23 protein-coding genes are annotated in these 16046 nt (G+C 60.8%); 17 read left to right on the top strand and 6 right to left on the bottom strand.

Features of this window, described 5'->3' with window-relative positions:
* Positions 1-31: 31 nt before the first annotated feature.
* The 3 genes from B4400_RS08250 (at position 32) to B4400_RS08240 (ending at position 1858) form a co-directional block, all read left to right on the top strand.
* The gene (locus B4400_RS08250; RefSeq protein WP_078309262.1) at positions 32-595 is read left to right on the top strand and encodes a recombinase family protein; all 564 of its coding nucleotides are present in this window, start codon (positions 32-34) and stop codon (positions 593-595) included.
* A 4-nt stretch (positions 596-599) separates the two neighbouring features.
* Complete coding sequence (locus B4400_RS08245; protein WP_078309261.1) at positions 600-1142, top strand: hypothetical protein; 543 nt, start codon at positions 600-602, stop codon at positions 1140-1142.
* 62 nt (positions 1143-1204) lie between these two features.
* Positions 1205-1858, top strand: a complete 654-nt coding sequence (locus B4400_RS08240; RefSeq protein ID WP_078309260.1) for a class I SAM-dependent DNA methyltransferase — start codon at positions 1205-1207, stop codon at positions 1856-1858.
* A gap of 135 nt (positions 1859-1993) precedes the next feature.
* Here the strand turns inward: B4400_RS08240 and B4400_RS08235 are convergent, their stop codons facing one another.
* A complete protein-coding gene (locus B4400_RS08235; protein ID WP_286151152.1) occupies positions 1994-2557 on the bottom strand; it encodes a hypothetical protein in 564 nt (187 codons plus the stop codon).
* Between the two features lie 178 nt (positions 2558-2735).
* Here B4400_RS08235 and B4400_RS08230 point away from each other — a divergent pair, with 178 nt between their 5' ends.
* From B4400_RS08230 to B4400_RS08205, 6 genes are all read left to right on the top strand, one after another.
* Positions 2736-3074: a hypothetical protein gene (locus tag B4400_RS08230; RefSeq protein WP_078309259.1), complete on the top strand. Its 339-nt coding sequence runs from the start codon at positions 2736-2738 to the stop codon at positions 3072-3074.
* A gap of 104 nt (positions 3075-3178) precedes the next feature.
* A complete protein-coding gene (locus tag B4400_RS08225; protein ID WP_078309258.1) occupies positions 3179-3454 on the top strand; it encodes a WXG100 family type VII secretion target in 276 nt (91 codons plus the stop codon).
* On the top strand, positions 3444-3770 hold the full coding sequence (locus B4400_RS08220) for a WXG100 family type VII secretion target (protein ID WP_078309257.1): 327 nt from the start codon (positions 3444-3446) through the stop codon (positions 3768-3770). The genes B4400_RS08225 and B4400_RS08220 overlap by 11 nt, the downstream gene beginning before the upstream one ends.
* 4 nt (positions 3771-3774) lie before the next feature.
* Positions 3775-5259, top strand: a complete 1485-nt coding sequence (locus B4400_RS08215) for a hypothetical protein (protein WP_286151149.1) — start codon at positions 3775-3777, stop codon at positions 5257-5259.
* On the top strand, positions 5256-5810 hold the full coding sequence (locus B4400_RS08210) for a hypothetical protein (protein ID WP_139361319.1): 555 nt from the start codon (positions 5256-5258) through the stop codon (positions 5808-5810). The genes B4400_RS08215 and B4400_RS08210 overlap by 4 nt, the downstream gene beginning before the upstream one ends.
* Positions 5810-6181: a YbaB/EbfC family nucleoid-associated protein gene (locus B4400_RS08205; protein WP_139361318.1), complete on the top strand. Its 372-nt coding sequence runs from the start codon at positions 5810-5812 to the stop codon at positions 6179-6181. Before B4400_RS08210 ends, B4400_RS08205 begins: the two co-directional genes overlap by 1 nt.
* A 15-nt stretch (positions 6182-6196) precedes the next feature.
* Here B4400_RS08205 and B4400_RS08200 read toward each other — a convergent pair whose 3' ends face one another.
* The gene (locus B4400_RS08200; RefSeq protein ID WP_078309255.1) at positions 6197-6904 is read right to left on the bottom strand and encodes a hypothetical protein; all 708 of its coding nucleotides are present in this window, start codon (positions 6902-6904) and stop codon (positions 6197-6199) included.
* Between the two features lie 829 nt (positions 6905-7733).
* The gene (locus B4400_RS08195; RefSeq protein WP_078309254.1) at positions 7734-8012 is read right to left on the bottom strand and encodes a hypothetical protein; all 279 of its coding nucleotides are present in this window, start codon (positions 8010-8012) and stop codon (positions 7734-7736) included.
* 398 nt (positions 8013-8410) lie between these two features.
* Here B4400_RS08195 and B4400_RS08190 point away from each other — a divergent pair, with 398 nt between their 5' ends.
* A complete protein-coding gene (locus tag B4400_RS08190; RefSeq protein ID WP_502688387.1) occupies positions 8411-9031 on the top strand; it encodes a sensor domain-containing protein in 621 nt (206 codons plus the stop codon).
* A 3-nt stretch (positions 9032-9034) separates the two neighbouring features.
* On the opposite strand, the gene B4400_RS08185 is transcribed toward B4400_RS08190, so the two are convergent.
* The gene (locus tag B4400_RS08185) at positions 9035-9301 is read right to left on the bottom strand and encodes a helix-turn-helix domain-containing protein (protein WP_078309253.1); all 267 of its coding nucleotides are present in this window, start codon (positions 9299-9301) and stop codon (positions 9035-9037) included.
* Between the two features lie 127 nt (positions 9302-9428).
* Here B4400_RS08185 and B4400_RS08180 point away from each other — a divergent pair, with 127 nt between their 5' ends.
* The 4 genes from B4400_RS08180 (at position 9429) to B4400_RS24600 (ending at position 12591) form a co-directional block, all read left to right on the top strand.
* Positions 9429-10811, top strand: coding sequence for a hypothetical protein (locus tag B4400_RS08180; protein WP_078309252.1), 1383 nt, complete (start codon positions 9429-9431; stop codon positions 10809-10811).
* Between the two features lie 65 nt (positions 10812-10876).
* Positions 10877-11251: a hypothetical protein gene (locus B4400_RS08175; protein WP_078309251.1), complete on the top strand. Its 375-nt coding sequence runs from the start codon at positions 10877-10879 to the stop codon at positions 11249-11251.
* A gap of 349 nt (positions 11252-11600) precedes the next feature.
* Complete coding sequence (locus B4400_RS24345; protein ID WP_139361317.1) at positions 11601-11963, top strand: hypothetical protein; 363 nt, start codon at positions 11601-11603, stop codon at positions 11961-11963.
* Positions 11964-12378: 415 nt separating this feature from the next.
* Positions 12379-12591: a hypothetical protein gene (locus B4400_RS24600; protein WP_139361782.1), complete on the top strand. Its 213-nt coding sequence runs from the start codon at positions 12379-12381 to the stop codon at positions 12589-12591.
* A 123-nt stretch (positions 12592-12714) separates the two neighbouring features.
* On the opposite strand, the gene B4400_RS08170 is transcribed toward B4400_RS24600, so the two are convergent.
* Positions 12715-12939 (bottom strand): hypothetical protein, encoded by a 225-nt coding sequence (locus B4400_RS08170; RefSeq protein WP_078309249.1) that lies wholly within the window; start codon positions 12937-12939, stop codon positions 12715-12717.
* A 445-nt stretch (positions 12940-13384) separates the two neighbouring features.
* Entirely contained in the window at positions 13385-13630 is a 246-nt protein-coding gene (locus B4400_RS24740; RefSeq protein WP_139361781.1) for a hypothetical protein, read from the bottom strand.
* Positions 13631-13680: 50 nt separating this feature from the next.
* Here B4400_RS24740 and B4400_RS08160 point away from each other — a divergent pair, with 50 nt between their 5' ends.
* The 3 genes from B4400_RS08160 (at position 13681) to B4400_RS08150 (ending at position 16017) form a co-directional block, all read left to right on the top strand.
* Complete coding sequence (locus tag B4400_RS08160; RefSeq protein ID WP_078309247.1) at positions 13681-14367, top strand: hypothetical protein; 687 nt, start codon at positions 13681-13683, stop codon at positions 14365-14367.
* Positions 14360-14947, top strand: a complete 588-nt coding sequence (locus tag B4400_RS08155; protein ID WP_078356009.1) for a DUF7255 family protein — start codon at positions 14360-14362, stop codon at positions 14945-14947. The genes B4400_RS08160 and B4400_RS08155 overlap by 8 nt, the downstream gene beginning before the upstream one ends.
* 83 nt (positions 14948-15030) lie before the next feature.
* Positions 15031-16017: a hypothetical protein gene (locus tag B4400_RS08150; RefSeq protein ID WP_139361315.1), complete on the top strand. Its 987-nt coding sequence runs from the start codon at positions 15031-15033 to the stop codon at positions 16015-16017.
* The last annotated feature ends 29 nt before the right edge of the window (positions 16018-16046 follow it).

Here is a 16046-nt window from a genome sequence, read left to right as displayed (position 1 = left end):
TGTCGCATAACCAGTCTCACAAGGATGTGTCATGAGCACGGCGACATATCTGCGAGTGAGCACAGGTCACCAGAGCATTGAGCAGCAGCGGGACGCTCTCACAGCGGCAGGCGTGCAGGCCGACCGCGAGTTCGTGGATGTGGCTTCTGGTCGAGCTGGGAGTGAGCGTCCTGGCTGGACGGAATGCCTGGGATGGATCCGCGAAGGCGATGTGCTGGTCGTAGCAGCGGTGGACCGAATAGGTCGATCGGTTCGTGAAGTTGCCGCTGCCCTGGCGGATTTGACCACCAGGGGGATTGCCCTGCGGAGTCTGCGAGAGGGCGTGGACACTTCGACTCCCACGGGGCGGGCCGTCGTGCAGATCATGAGTTCGATAGCCGAGCTTGAATTGGAGCTGGGGAAAGAACGTCGTGTGGCGAGCAGGGAGGCCCGTACGGCGCGGGGATTGCCTGCCACCCGTCCACCGAAACTTCCAGTGGGGCAGCAGGAAAGGCTAGTGAGGCTTTATCAGTCTGGGGAGCCTGTTGCCGAGTTGATGAGCTTGTTCGGGGTGTCCAGGGCGACCGTGTTCCGCTATGTGAAACAGGCGAGCTGAGCCAGTGAGGGCGGCGGTCGTCGGGGAGTGGATTGTTGTCACGGGCGGCTGGGTGCTGTTCCATACTTTGCGAGAACAGGCACTGACTCCCACCCTGGCCCGCCAAGTGGCCGAGTGGTGTGACGAGCAACGGGACTACGAGTCAGCCGCCGAGATTCGTTGGGCTGCTGGTGAAGCCGAGAAAATTCGTCCAGAGCCCCAGGTCGGACAGCTGCCTGTCGGGCAGACCGACGACATCATTGCGCGGATTGACGAGATGCTCAGTGCGCCGTACGCGGGATTCGACTCTATGACCTGGAGTCCGATGTCTGAGTCCGAGAAGGAGAGGATCCTCGCGGGTGAGCAGGATGAAACGGATGAGCAGCCTCGCATACTGCCTGTCGGCCAAATTCACGCCATTCCCGCCGACCAGGTGTCCGAGTGGCGCGGGTGGTGGGACGGGCTGAGCGCGTCCGACCAGCGCGACATCCAGTGGTACGTCGTGTGTTTCCAGTGTGGGGTCGTTGGGGAGCGGTCGGTGGATTGCGTGTGCCAAGTAGTGCCCTGATGAGGGCATTCACTAAAGACGGCGCTACCAGCGAGCGAGCGGTTTCTGGAATGGTAGGGCGCGTGACCGAGCCAGACTTCTTACGCCTTACCCGCCAGGGATATGACCGCACCGCCGAAGCATATGCCGACCAATTCCATCAGCACCTGGACAACAAGCCCGTGGACCGGGCGATGCTGGCGGCATTCGCAGGACTCGTCGCCTCCACCAAAAACCTTCGGGTCGCCGATATCGGCTGCGGCACCGGTGCCACCACGGCGATTCTAAAAGGCTTCGGAGTCCAACCGTTCGGGATTGACCTCTCATCCAACATGATCCAACAAGCTCGCAGCCTGAACCCCACTCTTGCGTTCACAACAGGATCAATGACCGACCTTGATATCTCAGGCAACAGCGTCGGCGGAATCTGCGCTTGGTACTCCATCATCCATATCCCCGACGACCATCTGCCCAAAGTGTTCGCAGAGTTCGGCCGGGTGCTCGCACCCGGCGGCTTGGTGCTACTGGCTTTCCAAGTAGGCAACAAGCCGCGCATACTCACCGAAGCATTCGGCAAGCCGGTAGACCTGACATTCCTTCGCCGGACACCTGATTCGGTCGAATCGCTGCTAGCGGATGCCGGTCTGCACACGTATGCGCGACTCGTCCGCGAACCAGACAATGACGGACTCGAATCCACACCGCACGCCTACCTGATCGCACAAAAGCCCGACTGAGCACGCAGCATCCGCGAGATTGCAGACCGCAGCTCAGGGTCGTTCATGATCTGACGATAGGACGGGTTGCGGTGCTGCCAGCCATGGAGCGCCGTCATGCCACCCGGTGCATCGCCTAGTGGAGACGCAGGGCGCTTATCCGTCGAGCATCGTGGGGATGAGGTTGCGGACTTGCTCGGTGTAACGGGTTTGAGTGTCTTCGAACGCTGTGACCATGCGTGCAATGCGTTCGCGGTAGACGCGCGCGCGTTCGGTGCGGATGGTTTTCTCGGCCTGACGCTGCATGAGCAGTTCAGGGTCATCGGTGCTGTGCAGGGCAGGCCAGGTGTGGGTGTCGGTGATTTCCCAGTCGTTGGCGACCGTGAAGCCTTCCGATTGCATGCGGCCGAGGAGTTTGACCATCGCCTCACGGCGCGGTCCCACCATGTCGGCCCATTCGGTGATCAGGGTATCCAGCGCCGAGAGGGTGTCCACCAGCGCCGAGAGCGCTTCCACCACAACGGGCATCTCGACGATAAGTCGCGGGTTCACGGTTTCATTTTCGGGGTATCGGTCTGCGATGACTTGCGCGCGCCGGGTCAGCTCATCGAGCACCTCGCACACCGCGTCCCCGACTTCTCCTGCATGATGGCTCAATTCGGCTGCCATGTCGCGGCGTGCGCGCAGCAGCGCCAGCAGCTCGTGCGGCGAACCTTCCACGGGGGTCAGTTTCCCACAGCACGTGATTACGAGTGTGAAGCTGGCATGGTGCCTGCGACTGTACGTGATGTCGGTGTAGCCGTTAGGTTAGCTGTCAAGACTGTCAGGGAAGGGGCGCTGATGTCTGAGAAGCCTAAACGGAAATGAGGCTGAGCAGTTGGCGCATGACCGTGCGGCGATGGCGCGTCTTGCGCCGGAGGCGCGGGCGTTGGCGGCGAAGCTCGCTGCGGGCAATGAGCAGGCGCGGGAAAAGATGTCGGCGCTGGCCTCTGGAGAGCATGCCTGTGCGGCGATGAAGGCGATGGGCGAGTTGAACGCCTCGTTGTTTGCGGTCGGTGATGGGTTAGTGGCGTGGATGTCGGCGATGGCGGGGATCGCGGAGCTGGGTGCTGTGGCACAGACAACAGGCCAAGTGGACGCTTTACGGGCACGCGTCGAATCGTTGCCGCCGGTGTTTCGGACCGAACCCAATGGAGAGAACTCCTCTGGAGATGCTGGGCCTCATCTCCTGTCCTGACCGTCACCAATCGGGTGCCGGGTGTTCTGGTGAACGACTCGGTTCAGAATTTGGTTACCGCGTATAGTTCGCCTATCTGCGCTGCGAGGGTTTAGGGGAACTTGATGACGGTGCTTCATGTGCGTTATCGGGAGATGGTGGCTGCTGCTGAGCATTTGATTCAGCAGGCTGAGCAGGTGAAGTCCCGGTATGGAGCGACCAAAGCCGATGTCGAGAAGCTGCTGCACGGGTCGTGGAAGGGCATCGCGCCCGAGGTTCACAAGGAGCTGTGGGCTGATTGGGATGAGGGTTTTGAGTTGACGCAGGCCGCGATGATCAAGATGGCACAGCACATCATCACCACCGCGAAAGCGCTTCGTGAGGCGTCCAGTGATCTCTAAAAAGCCTGGTGACGGTGGTGGGGATGCGGAGTTTGAGGTGTCGGTCCCGCAGCTCAAAGACGTATTCGAGGATCTGCGGGCGTTCCGTAAGTATCTTGCCGAGCAGATTCAGGATGCGGAAACCACCGTCATGCGGCTGGGGTCGGATTGGTCGGGCCAGGCCCGTGATGCGCAGGTGGAGTTTTTCAGTCAGCTCGCGCAGGGGATGGCTGACATTGATGAGGGGCTGGCGGAGTTTTCGAAGTCGGTGAACTCCGCGCACGGGCACTACGACAAGGCGATTACGGCCAATAAGTCGATGTGGCCGGGCAAGTAACCTCATGACGCGGGTCGATCCGGTGGCTGTGCTGACCGCTGGCCGCAACATCAATATCGTCGGGTTGAACCTGACCAAGATGGCGACCGAGACCACCAACGAGTTGGCGGGTTTCGCGGGGATGGCCGGAACCGACTTGGCCGCAAAGTCTTTCGCCGCCACCTACGACCCAGCTGTCAATGCACTGGTCGAGGCTCTAGGCAACCTGGGTGAGGGTGCGGCCAAAGTCGGATTGATTTTGGGCACCTCGGCGCACAACTACAACGACGCCAACGCCGCCGCCGCACACAAACCACCCCCAGATATCGGGCCGATGCCCGACCAACCTCTGGGGTGTCCGCCTACCCCGAATGTGCCGAGCGCGTGGGGTGACCCCTCGGCGGGGCCGTGGTGGTGGGATCTGATCGTCTCCTATGCGCAAAGCAAACTCTGGCCCGATGGGCACCAAGACCAGCTCCGAAAATCCGAGGGCAAGCTCAACGCCATCGCGAACTGGGCCTACCGGCAAGCCGAGCTGCTCTGGGACGGTATGGGACACCTGCGCGGTCAGGACGCCGAGGACATCGACGCGGGCTATGCCGTGGTCTCTGACATCTATCAGCAGTTGTTCACCATTTCGGAGAACGCTAAAGCGTTGGCGCAGATGTGCGCCGACCAGGCACGCCTCATCGATGAAACCCGCTCAGCCATCGAAAACGCCGTCGCCGAACTGGGTATCACCACCGCCCTGATTTGGGCTGCCGGAGCCCTACTGACCCCCGTTACGGCGGGCGGTAGCGGCTATGCCGCCGCAGGGATCTCAGCGGCCCGCCTGGCACAGGTCGGCTCCAGAGTCGCTGGCATCATCACCCGATTCGAAGGCGCAACCGCAGCCGTCGCAGCGTCCGGGGCACGGGTAGCACCCGCGATGGCAGGCATCGCCACCGCTGCGGCCCGAGTCGCCGCGCTGCCCGTGGTGCGGGTATCAGCCGCCGGCGGCAACGCCGTGCGCGTGGGAGCCGAAGAACAAGAAGCCCTCAAACGCCTCGCCCGCGAAAAAGACTACGAGGCATACGTCAAAGGCAAACAACGCAAAGGTGAACCGTACCGCTCCTACGACGACTACCTCAAGGAGAGAGACCGCTGGGACAGAATTGGCGAGCAGGGTGACACCGAAGAATTTCGTATTAGGGACGAGCACGGACTGACCGAGGCGAACGGATGGAAACACCAGCAGGTCGCCCCCGATGGCCCCGGAAGATTTCAGGAGGGCTCGCGCATATGGGACTATGCGGACATCCCGAATCAGCGCGCGGCGGAGATCAAGAGTGGGTCAGTGCCGGAAGGAGACTTCGCCCGGCAGCTTGCTATCGACAAAAAGTATGTTACGGAAAGGGACTGGGAAATTACCTACTATCTGAAGGAGCCCCTCAGCCCATCGCAAATGACACGGCTCGCCGACCTCGAATCGACAACTGGTGGACGGTTCAAGGTTGAGGGGGCGTGGTGAGCAATCCTCGCTGGTGGTGGGACATCCCCGAATTTGTCGAAGCTCAGGAGCGACCCAGCTTCAAGGCCTGGGTCGAAGCACTTGAACTGGGTATCGAACTGTACGCATCGACCCCCGCAGACTGGTTCCCCGGCATACCCGAAGACGACTGGTTTTCAGACGAGGCAATCGGTTTCGTAGAGAAGGTCTTTCTTGAGCGATTTGAAGACACTGCCGCACTAGATACCGACTTCGATGGACAAATGCCTTTCGTCAAGTACCTCGGCCAGCTCTACGTCGACAAGCTCGAAGGAAAATGGGTCAGCATCCCAAAAATCCCGGACCGCTGGCCGCTGCCTGGTTGGGGCGTAGAACTTCCCTGGCGCTATGACGGCGTTTACAACGTCATGCCCGCACTGCGAGTAGCAGCAAGGAGACGCAAGGGCGACCAGTGGCTATTCACGTTCAACAACAATCGTAATAGCTATCTGAACTGGAAGAACAACGGCATCGTCATAGATCCATATTCCAACGATGTGCCGCTCGCAGATATGTTGCGCGAGAAAAGCTGATGGATTCGATTCTCCAGTCTGCGTGGGATGACCGGCCTCGTCGCCCTGAGCGTGACACATCGGGGTTTGAGGCGCAGCAGGGTGAGTTGTTCCGTCGTGTGCAGAGTCAGGGCGGTGAGGCAGAGGACCAGGGCGGGTTAGTCAAAGTCACCGTTGACGCTCGTGGGCGTGTGGAATCAGTTCATCTAGACCCGAGGCTCTCGGCAACGGAGATGCAGCGTCTGGGGCCGCACATCGCGGCGGTGTGTGCCAAGGCGTTTGACCAGAGAGTCGAGCAGATCGGCAAGATTGTCGCAGCGAACGCTGACTATCTGGATCAGGCGGTGGTTGATGAGGTTACGGCTCTCACAGGGTGGCTGCGTGGACGATAGGTACCCACTGCCTAGCTAGCTGCTGACTGTGACGGTGATGGGTGTCCATAGGTTGGTGTCGCGGTACTGGCGGTGGGCGGTCTCGATGGTGTCGGCCAGGTGGGTCAGGTGTTGTTGCATGGTGGTGGATGTGGTGGCCATCGCGGCGGCGTGTTCGACCATGATGGTGTCGAATGCTTCGGTGAGTTCGCCGACCAGCAGCTCGCTGCGCACGAAGGTGGTGAATGCCTCGATGCTGGGGGTGGCGAAGGTGTTGCTGACGTGGCGTACACGTACGAGAACATCTTCGAGATAGGCGGGGTCGAGGTTTTCACCGCCGGCCAGTGGGCGTGGGGCTGCGGCGGTGATGGTGATGGTCAGTTCGGGCAGCTGGGGTGCTCGCAGATCCTCGGGAACGTTCCAGTCTCCAGTGGTTCCGTAGTGGGTCCAGGCCGATGTGAGGGCGGTGGCTGCGGTGCCCATGTGGGTGCCGATGGCGTGGATGTGTCGGCGGTACGCGGCCATGATGATGGCGGTGCCTGAGAGCAGCGCACTAGCAGCCACTTGCTGAGGTTCATGGTGTTGGGCGTCGATGACTGCTTGCAGGATTTCGGTTCCCGCGACGGCCATGGTGTCGGCAAGCTCACTTAGGCCGGTGAGCGCGACATCGATGATGGGTTTGAGCGTCGGATACACCAGGGTGTGCGGGGCACCGGGCAAGTGTTCGGCGAACGGCTCAGCCATGGGCTTGATTGTGCAGCAACCCTCGGCGATCTGTCACAATCGGTTCTGGGTGCCGCTCTCTGACGGTCCCCCGTAACCCCCAGTGAACAGGGGGCGGCACCCGCTTTTGTTTCGTGGCTCGCTGGTCAGTGTGTGTGTGTTGGTGAAGGTGGCCAGTGAGGGGGTGTTTAGTACGGGCACTGGGGTGGGCACCATAACTGTGCGCCGTTCAAGTTGTATGACCATGGGTAGCCCTGGGGGTTGTCTTGGGGGTGGTATTCGCGTTCTGCGGCTGGTCTGGTGTCCGGTGGTAGTTCGGTGCAGGTGAGCAGGGGGCCGTATGTGCATGGCGGCGGCAGCGCGTCAGTGCCGACTTCCTTGTGATGGGGGATGGGGGAGGCGGCAACGATTGTGGCGACGAGGACGCCACAGGCTGCGGTGAGGGTAACTCGTTTGCTCACGTCATGAACTCCTCTTGCACTCGGCTTAGCAGCGTTAGCGGAGAACGCTACACCCAGTCCATCGGCGGGCTGAGTCGATTGCTCCTGGTGTGGGTCATCGAACGCGCCTGCGTGGATGTCCCGCTACAAGCGGCAAACCCCCTCCTTGTTCAATGTTCTGCCAGAATCAGTTCCGGGTGCCGCCCTATGCACCACTCACCATGGTCCCATCGTGGCGGCACCCCCTTCTCTTTTCTCTGTCGGGGGCCTGCCAGAATTAACCCCAGGTGCCGCCCTGCCACTCGGGTGTTCGTATTCAGGTGGGGCGGCACCTCCCATTGTTGGGCCTCCTCGAACTCCTGTGCATCCCAGAAAATCCGTTTCGCTCGAAATTCGCGCTGGGGGGGCGTTCAGAGCGGGGTGGTGTCGGTTCGTAGCTGTCGGGTAAGCCAGAACGTGGCGGTGGCCCAGGCTGTGGCTCCGATGGTGAGCAGGGTGGTTCCCAGGATGTAGTGGTAGGTGATTTGCTCGTTGTAGCTGTACACCCCGGGCGCATCGGGTGTCTCAGGGGTGCTCAGGTATTCGCTGGCTTTGCGGTAGTGCACGCACCGGTCGGTGGCGGTCATGGGTTGGTGGTTGCAGGTGTTGGGGTGGCTCAGCGTGTTTGCGCCGATAAATGGGAAGGTCATGAAGAAGAGTGTTGCCAGTATTGCTTTCCACGATGCGGTGCGGGTGTGGGGCTGGCGGTGTTTCACGAAGTGTTTCCCCACGGTAGCCAGTATCCATGACCGCCTTCTTCGTGGACAGTTGTGGACTCGGCGATACAGCCCTGTTTCTGTCGGGTCCGGGTAGGTCGTGCACAACCCATCGCCCTGGCGGGGGTTGGTGTGCTCTGGCTGACTTGGTTCCACTATGGGGAGTTGTCTGAGCTGTCGATGATGAGATGTCTGGTTCTACCATTGCGTTGATGAGACGGTTGTTGTTGCTGCCTGTGGTTGTTTGTTTGGCCGGTTGTACGGCTGTGGTTGCTGGTCAGGCAAATAGGTTTGTGCCGTTGTCTGAGCCGCCAGATCGTCCGATCACGCAGATATTGCCGGATCAGGTTGAGTTGTCCAGAACGTTGAGTTCGCCCATGCAGGCCAGGTACGGCGGCAGACCCGGTGGGGTGCAGGTGCTGCCGAATGGGATGGCAGGTGCTGTTCCGGTGGAGTGCATCAAGGTTCATGCACCGGCCATGCGTCATACTTACCGGCAGGCACCAGTGCGTGCCGCTATCCGGATCACCTGGAAAACTGACACCGACCACGTTCGGTTCCCTACGCCGAATTTGCGAACGACGTTCGGGGTCATCGAGTTCGATACCACCGACAGTGCCCGAACTTGGTACCGACTGTTTGCCGCCGACTGGCGGCATTGTCAAGGCGAAACTGCGGTCATACGCACGGCCAGCTACACGCTTCGATACGACATAGGCCGCACCTCTGATGCCGGCGATCTGTTGACGACGGTCCTCATGCTTTCGGGCACAAACGGTGCTCGGCCGATGCCTGTTCAACGTGCTCTAGCCCAAGTATCGCGGTACCTCATCGATGTCGAAGTCATGGACACTGCGCACTCTGGGGATCCCAGCGAGGCCGTCGCAACTCAGCGAGCTGAGGCCATCGCTGAGCTGATCTCCGAGAAAATCAGCGCTGGTGGCCACGCCTAAGCGTCAGTCTTTTCGCAGGTGATTGAGCGGCTGCACCAGCTCACTGATGTTGATTTCTAGCCCGATGGCCAAGCGCAACAGCGCTTTAGCGGTGGGGTTCAGCTTTCCATTTTCGTACCGGTGGATCGTGTTGCGGGGGATGCCGGTGCGTTCGGCGAGCTGGTCCAACGTGAGTCCTGCAGTGACACGCTGCTTCTGAATCTCGACCGCGAGTGCGCTGATCTCGACGGTGTCCAGGTCGGGGACAGGGGACACCTCTTTGCTCGGCACTCGTTAAGGGTGGGTGCCGCAAACCCCCAGGTCATCGACCTATAAGTAGACAAATCTACGGATGGGTTGATACGTTCGGCGTAACACCAAGCAGTGCCATGGAGAGTGAACCGGCAGGGAGGCGGGGATGTCAGGCAGGATCGCCTCGCTGGTGGCGGGTGGTGCGGGCCTGGCCATCGCCGTCGCAGGTTTTCAGACCTGGGTGAAATGGGCAGGCGACGGGGGCGTGGTCGCGTTATCGGGGACCGGCGAGTTCAGCTCTCCGTATCTGCTTGTTGCTTCGGCGGTTGCGAGCTGGCACGGATTGCCGATCGGTTGGGTTACCGCCGTGCTCGGCGTGGTCATCGTCGGGTCCGCCGTACTGCATTACGTCGAGACGCTTGAAGCCGACTCTGCGGTGAAAACTGTTGCGCTGCCGGGTTTCCTGGCTGCCGTGGCGGCAGGGGTAGTGCTTGTCGATAAGAGCGTTCTGTTGACGGGTGTCCCCAAGGGCGGGCTGGACGGGGCTACTCCATCTGCTGGGGCGGGGGCCATCGTCGTGCTGCTGGGCTCCATTGCGGCGGTGGTGTCAGGGTGCGCACTGTCGGTGCTCGATGAACCTCGCTATGTGTCCCGGCGACCGAATGTGCGGTCACGCAGCACCACTGCGGCGCGGAACACGAATACGGCGCGTCCCGCCAAGAACAACGCCAAGCCCAAGAGTAAGAACAAAAGCAAGGACAGCGTCAAGAGTAAGAACAAGGGCAAGAGTCAGAAGGCGGGGCGTCCAGCTCCCGCAGGTAGCGAGTCCGCCGTGCATGTCGCCTCCTCGGTGGCCGAACCAGACAGCGCGCGGGAGGTTGAGGAGCGTCTGCTTGCGCAGCCGCGCGTGATGCACACGGGAGGGTCGATAGGGCGATCGCCAATCTGGCTGACCCACTGGTGCGCACAGCTTCCTGCATCATTGCGCAGCGTCCTGGCGGTGCCGGGTGTCCCGGACGCCGGACCAGTCTTGTTGCTGCACCCCGGAGGTGGTGTGGCTGAGGAGGATCTGCTGTCCTCGATTGTCCGCGACGAAAAACCGTGGCTCCTGGATGATCTCGTGTACGCCTCGTGGCAGGCGGGGCTTTCCCCGATACTCGGCGAACTCGGCAGACGGTACGCCGTGGTCGAACTTGTCCGTGATGACGAGTGGCTGGCTCCGCTGATGCAAGCCGCTGGCCTCGCGACGATCAGCACCCGATTGGAAGCGGTGCCAGGAGAACACGGCGTCTACGAGCGCGAGGTGACTGTCGTTGACAGCCCGGTGCTCATCGGTGCTGCCGTCGAGGAGAGCGGTCTGGTTCTTCGGTTCGCCTCTCGGGCAGAGGATTCGGCGGACACGTGGTCGCAGGGTTTGTCGGCCCTGCGCGAGGGCTTCGCAGCCGAGGGCATGAACACCGCGCACCTGCACATGGTGAACGGCCCCGATGGCTGCATCGAACTGCGATTCCGTGACGCTGAGGAACTTGTCGTAAGCAGCAAAGATTAAGTGGGACAGGAGAAACCGTGTCGCAGAAAGCGCCTGCCTCGGTAGGTCAGTGGGTAGGTAGCCTCATGTTCGCGGGGGGCCTGATAGGGGCTTTCCTGGCGGGTCAGGTGGCCAAGAACGGCAGCCTGGCGATCGGCTCGTTCTGTCTAGCACTAGTCGGACTGGGCATCTATCTCGTCAGTGTCGTCGGGCGGGCAGTTGCCGCCGACCGCCCAATGCACCCACGCCCTGAACGGACGATCGTCGAGGACTACCCCGAGGACTGGGCGGACGACGACCAGGACGACGAACAGGAAACTCCATGTGCGGCGAACGACCCGGTACCGCAGGAGAAGGGCATTCGTGCCTCGGGGGATCAAGCAACAGGACAGCGCACTCGCGGCTTCCTCAGCAGCCTCGGTGACGGGACGGCCTCGCTTCCACACACCAACGATAGGTAACGCGATGAGCCAAAAGTTGTTCCACACAGCGCTATTAGCGCTTCCGATAGTGCTGAGCATGGGGCTAGCTCCGACAGCTAGTGCCCAGCCCTCTCCGCCATATCCCGCACCACCAGGGCGCGAATGGGCGTTGTTCGGCCCCTATCACTCGTCGTGGGTGTGTGGACAAGGCGGGGACAGCTGGCCTGCGGCGAAATCCGAGTGCTTCCAAGGTAGCGGCGGCTGGTATTGGTACGGCCTGCGGCAGGCGGGCTGATACATGGCATATCGGTTGTGTGCTATGGCATTCGGGACAGTTGTTGTCGCAAGTGTGGTTCTTTCGGCCACGGCAGGCGCGGATCCTGGCGATATGAGCGGGCACTACGTCGAGACCAGCACGAACCGTGACAGTGGTGGAACATCAACTAACCACTGGTTTTTCACGCCTTGCGGCCAAGGATGCGCATCGGTGCAGGTGTGTGACAACGAGAAGCGCGAAGGCTGCACCTCCGCTCAGGCGCGACTGGTCAAGGGTCGCTGGGAGATGGATGTGTCCCACGTCGACATCGCATGCCCGAACGGCGCAATCATTCCCGATGCCACCAGCTTTTACTACACATGGAATCCGGATACCTTGCGAGGGACGGGTGAGGGAACTCGGTATGGGCCGGGTTGTCCAGGAGGCATCACACCACCGTCCACGACGACCGACGTCACACTCAAAGCTGTGTGACTGATCAGCGGTGGGCTAACTCGCGGGTAAACGCGGCGGGGCGGTCGGGGCGTGTTTACCTCCTACGGTTTATGCAGACCTGATTTCTGTAGAAGAGCGAGAGCGGTGCGATGTCGAGCTGGGCTGAGCCGACTCAGCGAAGTTTTGGCATACTCGTCAAGTGGGGTCGCGGCGTAGGGCATCGTTTACGGGATCACGAGCGAAGGCAAGCGTCCATGTGCTCGTTGCTATCTTGTTTATCTCGTCATTTGTTGTCGCGGTGATCTATGGAGCTACCGCGTGGAATTGGTTCTTCGCAAGTATCGCACTACTGGCTGGGGTGTTCATGCTGCCCTCTGCGCTAAGTCGGGTCGCGGAACCCCAAGGCAGGGTGTTCGTGGATGCGGGTAAGCACACACGGCCAGGAGATCGTCTTGTGCCGTCTCAGACTGCCCGCCGGTCATGGCTCTATTGGGTTGTCCTCGTAGTCGCTGGCCTGATGGCATTGGCTGCGGTCGCTGATCTATGGGCGGCTCCCACTCGTTCCGCGCATTGGGTGAGCCTGGCATGGTGGCTCTGGGTGGGCCTGGACCGTGCGGAATTGGTGGACGGTTGGCGGCGGGTGCGAGGGGCCTCTTCTAAGGCGTGAAATGGGCTCGGACACCGGTTGCCTGACGGGGAATGCCAGCGGTCAGACTGTGCTGGAGTCATCGACGTGACACATTTCCCAAAGCCGCTCCCACCGCTGACCGGCTCGGGTTGTCTGTGATCGTCAGTGCGTGCCGATGTATTCCGCTAGTGCCGGATGCAGGCGGTGTTCGGTGTAGGAGCTGTGGGGGTCTGGACGCCAGAACACGGGTAGATCGTGGTCATCGACCACCTGCCCGCAGTGGCGCAACAAGTCGTCGGAGAGGGGCTGTTCGGGGTGCCTGCGCAGTTCGGCTTGCAGGGTTTTAGGCATGGCTCGCCACACTGCGGCCGGGTCCAGTTCCGTCATCTTGCTGACGGTAGGTGAGAGTCGGGGTGACTCGCGAGTGGGCGCGGGCGAGGCGTACGTCGGGGGGGACACCAATTTGAGCCGGCGATGTCGGAGGGCGCGGATACGCTGCGGCTATGGATACAGAGGACGCGCTGAACTGCCTTTTCGTGGTCCCCTGCCACGGCGGACAGGAGAGGGGCTGATGTGTCAGTACGACGCATTGTGCGACATTGGCCGACACAAGCCTCAGACAGTGTGTCCGCGTACTGGGCGCTCAGGTGGCTATGCGTCCACCGAACCCGTCGCTTTCACTCAGCCTGCCGTGAAGAAGAGCACCCCCGTTCCGTCAGGCGGTGGTAGTCGTACGGAGGACTCGCGTCCGTGGTGGAGTTCGGGTGTTTGCCTCGCGATGCTGTTCGGGATGTGGCTCCTCGCGTCCGCGAAGACAGGCGGAACTGTGACCCTATGGGTGGTCCTGGGCTGTGTCCTGCTCGTGGCGGTACCTGCTGGAATTGCGAGTGACCTGATGTATCGGTGTCATGCGTGGCTTAACGACGGGACTCGTCGCTGCCGGAAGCCTCGGAAGGGCTTCCTGATGCGATGCCGCCATCACCAGGGACAGATGGTTATTGCCTACGACGTGGCGGCAGCAGTCGCGAGCCTGGTCACGGTCGTCAACTTCCTCGTCGCGGTACGGATACTCGGGCATGCGAGTGAGTTTGATTTCACGCTACTGACTGTCGGGGTAGGTAGATAGCTGTGCATCAGGATTTCTCCAGCTTCATCGGTGCGTGGGCTCTACTGCTGAGCTGTTTGGCTCTTGTCATCGAGCCACTGGCTCACGGTTCCCGTTGGTTCAATCGCGCGTTGCGCCTTTCGGCCGGACTTGCAGGATTGATTACTTTCCTTTCTGCGCACGCCATGTGGGCACACCTCGGCGAACTGGCGGAGGTTATTCCTCCCTCGGTGCTGGCCGAGCATCCAGAACTGTGGGACAGCGCGGTATTTCAGGCGCTGACCCGTAACTTCCTGGTGGCGTGGGGGCTGATCTTTATTCCGTCGTTGCCTGCGCTGGCACCCGCTTCGATCTATCGGCGGATCACTGGTGTGCTGGCAGGACTGCCGTTCACTGTGAGCTTCGGGGCAGCGATTGTGTGGATGTGCGTCGATTTTGAGGGGTTCATGCGACTTCCTGGTGTGGTGTCGATGCCTGGTTTCGCGGTAGTGGTGGGCTCAATGGTCTTCGGCGTGCGCTGGTTCCTTCAGCAGAAGATTGACCAGCTCTGGGCTGAGATCGGTCCTGTTTGTCGAGGTATTGGGCAGACAAGAGCTGCCATCTGGCTGAAATCCGTGCTGCTGCGAGAGTCGGATGCTTCGATAGTGAAACCGTCACTGTCAGAGTTCTCGGCGTCGACCGGGAGCGTAAATCAGGTTCCTAATGCGTGAGCGGGAAAGTGAATTGGGCCGCCTGCTGGGCGCTCTCGATGTGAAAGTGTCACACCTAAGGGTGGCTGCGCTTCCACAGGAAGCGCAGCACCAGCTTTCTGAGCTGTATATCGAGCTAGGTGGCGTCAGCGGCCCAATGCCAACGCCTCGGCCAGGTGGATGGGACATCGCTTTGCCTGATGGGCGGGTGGTGGAGCTGGACGAAGAACAGCACTTCAACAGGTACCGCGAACTGACGCTTCGATACGACTGGGCATCGAGGCTGCCTTGGTGCAGTGAGTATCGCGATTACTCGCAGCGGTATGAGTTTGTTTGCAAGAGAGTGGCTTCTGGAGGTGCGTTCTGGAGCAGCCCAGTGGCAGAGCGGATGTTCGGATGTGCCGACTCTTCCCGCTGGAAACAGAGGGCTCTGTACGACGCCACTAAGGACTTGGCCGCATTGCACGGGATTATTGGCATGGCGCGTCTATCGGTATGGGACACCGTAGACGGAGCTGTTTTGGGGAACGTGGTGGCGGGCCTGTCCGATGTTAAACCTGGGGCTCTGATGGCGCTGGTGAACGAGCGGACGGTGTGGTGAGACGACCAAGGAACTGTCCGCCACATCGTCAACGTGTCATAGCTGTCGCGAGCGATGGGTAACGTCACGCGAAGAAAGGCGGCGTGACTATGGAGGAGCGCGGATGGCGGATGAACTGGGCAGAGGAGCGCGAAAAGCGTCTGAGGCACCTCGATGGACTTCCTGGCAAACTCCATCATGAACGGTTCGAGGTGCTGAATCGGGCATCTCGACTGTTCTCCTCAAATGGTGTGGAGTTGAGCAATCACATCGGAAGATTTGTTGGCACAACGGAGTATTCGAGAAACCTGCCAGATGAGTTTGAGCATGAGGCCGTGCGGTTTTTTCATAACTACATTGCCTCGGTAGCAACGCTGCGGGATATGCAGCGCACGACACACCGCAAGCTCTGGCCTGAGCGCATTCCCGAGGAGGAACGTCGCGACGAGTTCGACCGTCGTACCGTTTGGGAGGTCGAAGTCTATGAAGCGAAAGTTGCTGAACTATTCGGTGATGACGACATAAAGTTCCTTTTTGACTTGCGGAACTGCGCTCTTCATCACACGGTTCCGATGATGGTGATCGGCACCAAGGTCAGTTGGGGGGTCGGGCAGCCTTACGAACATGCGAACACCGTCGAACTCAAACGTAGTGAGCTAGACAAGTTTTCCGGTTGGGGTGGTCCGGCGAAGCGATTCCTCAAGACACAGGAGAAGGACGTTGAGTTTCTGCCCTTACTTCAGAAGTACTCGACACGCGCCAGCGAGTTTTTCGGTTGGTTCTGGGAGCAGGTGTACGCGAAGGTTCGGGTGGAGGTCGAGGAGTACTACCGGAAGCGCTCCGAATTCGGCTACTGGCTGGCCGAGGAAAATGCGAAACCCGATTTCGAAGAACACTTCGGCGGGAACCCGATCCCAGGAACACTACGTAGGAACCGCGCGGCAGCACGCTCGGAGCGCTGCGCGTTCGGGACAACGGGCTGGGGTGGGATTAGCGTCAACGCCAACGGTGTCGCGGTGGTCGGTGAATCAGATTGGGACCGTCTCCCTGCCGTTGGAAACGCATCCCGCACACCGCAGGACAGCGGGTAGCTCGGTAGCGTCCTGTACCGGCGTGACAC

This window comes from Mycobacterium sp. D16Q13 (assembly GCF_002013375.1).
Taxonomy (GTDB): domain Bacteria; phylum Actinomycetota; class Actinomycetes; order Mycobacteriales; family Mycobacteriaceae; genus Mycobacterium.
The sequence above is the reverse complement of the archived record's forward strand: the minus strand, read 5'-3'. Positions and strand labels throughout refer to the sequence as shown.

Bases quoted from the DNA above. Each gene is read 5' to 3' on its own strand.
- B4400_RS08250 (WP_078309262.1), top strand. From the start codon at position 32: ATGAGCACGGCGACATATCTGCGAGTGAGCACAGGTCACCAGAGCATT.
- B4400_RS08230 (WP_078309259.1), top strand. From the start codon at position 2,736: ATGGCGCGTCTTGCGCCGGAGGCGCGGGCGTTGGCGGCGAAGCTCGCT.
- B4400_RS08225 (WP_078309258.1), top strand. From the start codon at position 3,179: ATGACGGTGCTTCATGTGCGTTATCGGGAGATGGTGGCTGCTGCTGAG.
- B4400_RS08215 (WP_286151149.1), top strand. From the start codon at position 3,775: ATGACGCGGGTCGATCCGGTGGCTGTGCTGACCGCTGGCCGCAACATC.
- B4400_RS08205 (WP_139361318.1), top strand. From the start codon at position 5,810: ATGGATTCGATTCTCCAGTCTGCGTGGGATGACCGGCCTCGTCGCCCT.
- B4400_RS08200 (WP_078309255.1), bottom strand. From the start codon at position 6,904: ATGGCTGAGCCGTTCGCCGAACACTTGCCCGGTGCCCCGCACACCCTG.
- B4400_RS08195 (WP_078309254.1), bottom strand. From the start codon at position 8,012: ATGACCTTCCCATTTATCGGCGCAAACACGCTGAGCCACCCCAACACC.
- B4400_RS08180 (WP_078309252.1), top strand. From the start codon at position 9,429: ATGTCAGGCAGGATCGCCTCGCTGGTGGCGGGTGGTGCGGGCCTGGCC.
- B4400_RS08175 (WP_078309251.1), top strand. From the start codon at position 10,877: ATGTTCGCGGGGGGCCTGATAGGGGCTTTCCTGGCGGGTCAGGTGGCC.
- B4400_RS24345 (WP_139361317.1), top strand. From the start codon at position 11,601: ATGAGCGGGCACTACGTCGAGACCAGCACGAACCGTGACAGTGGTGGA.
- B4400_RS08170 (WP_078309249.1), bottom strand. From the start codon at position 12,939: ATGACGGAACTGGACCCGGCCGCAGTGTGGCGAGCCATGCCTAAAACC.
- B4400_RS24740 (WP_139361781.1), bottom strand. From the start codon at position 13,630: ATGCCCGAGTATCCGTACCGCGACGAGGAAGTTGACGACCGTGACCAG.
- B4400_RS08155 (WP_078356009.1), top strand. From the start codon at position 14,360: ATGCGTGAGCGGGAAAGTGAATTGGGCCGCCTGCTGGGCGCTCTCGAT.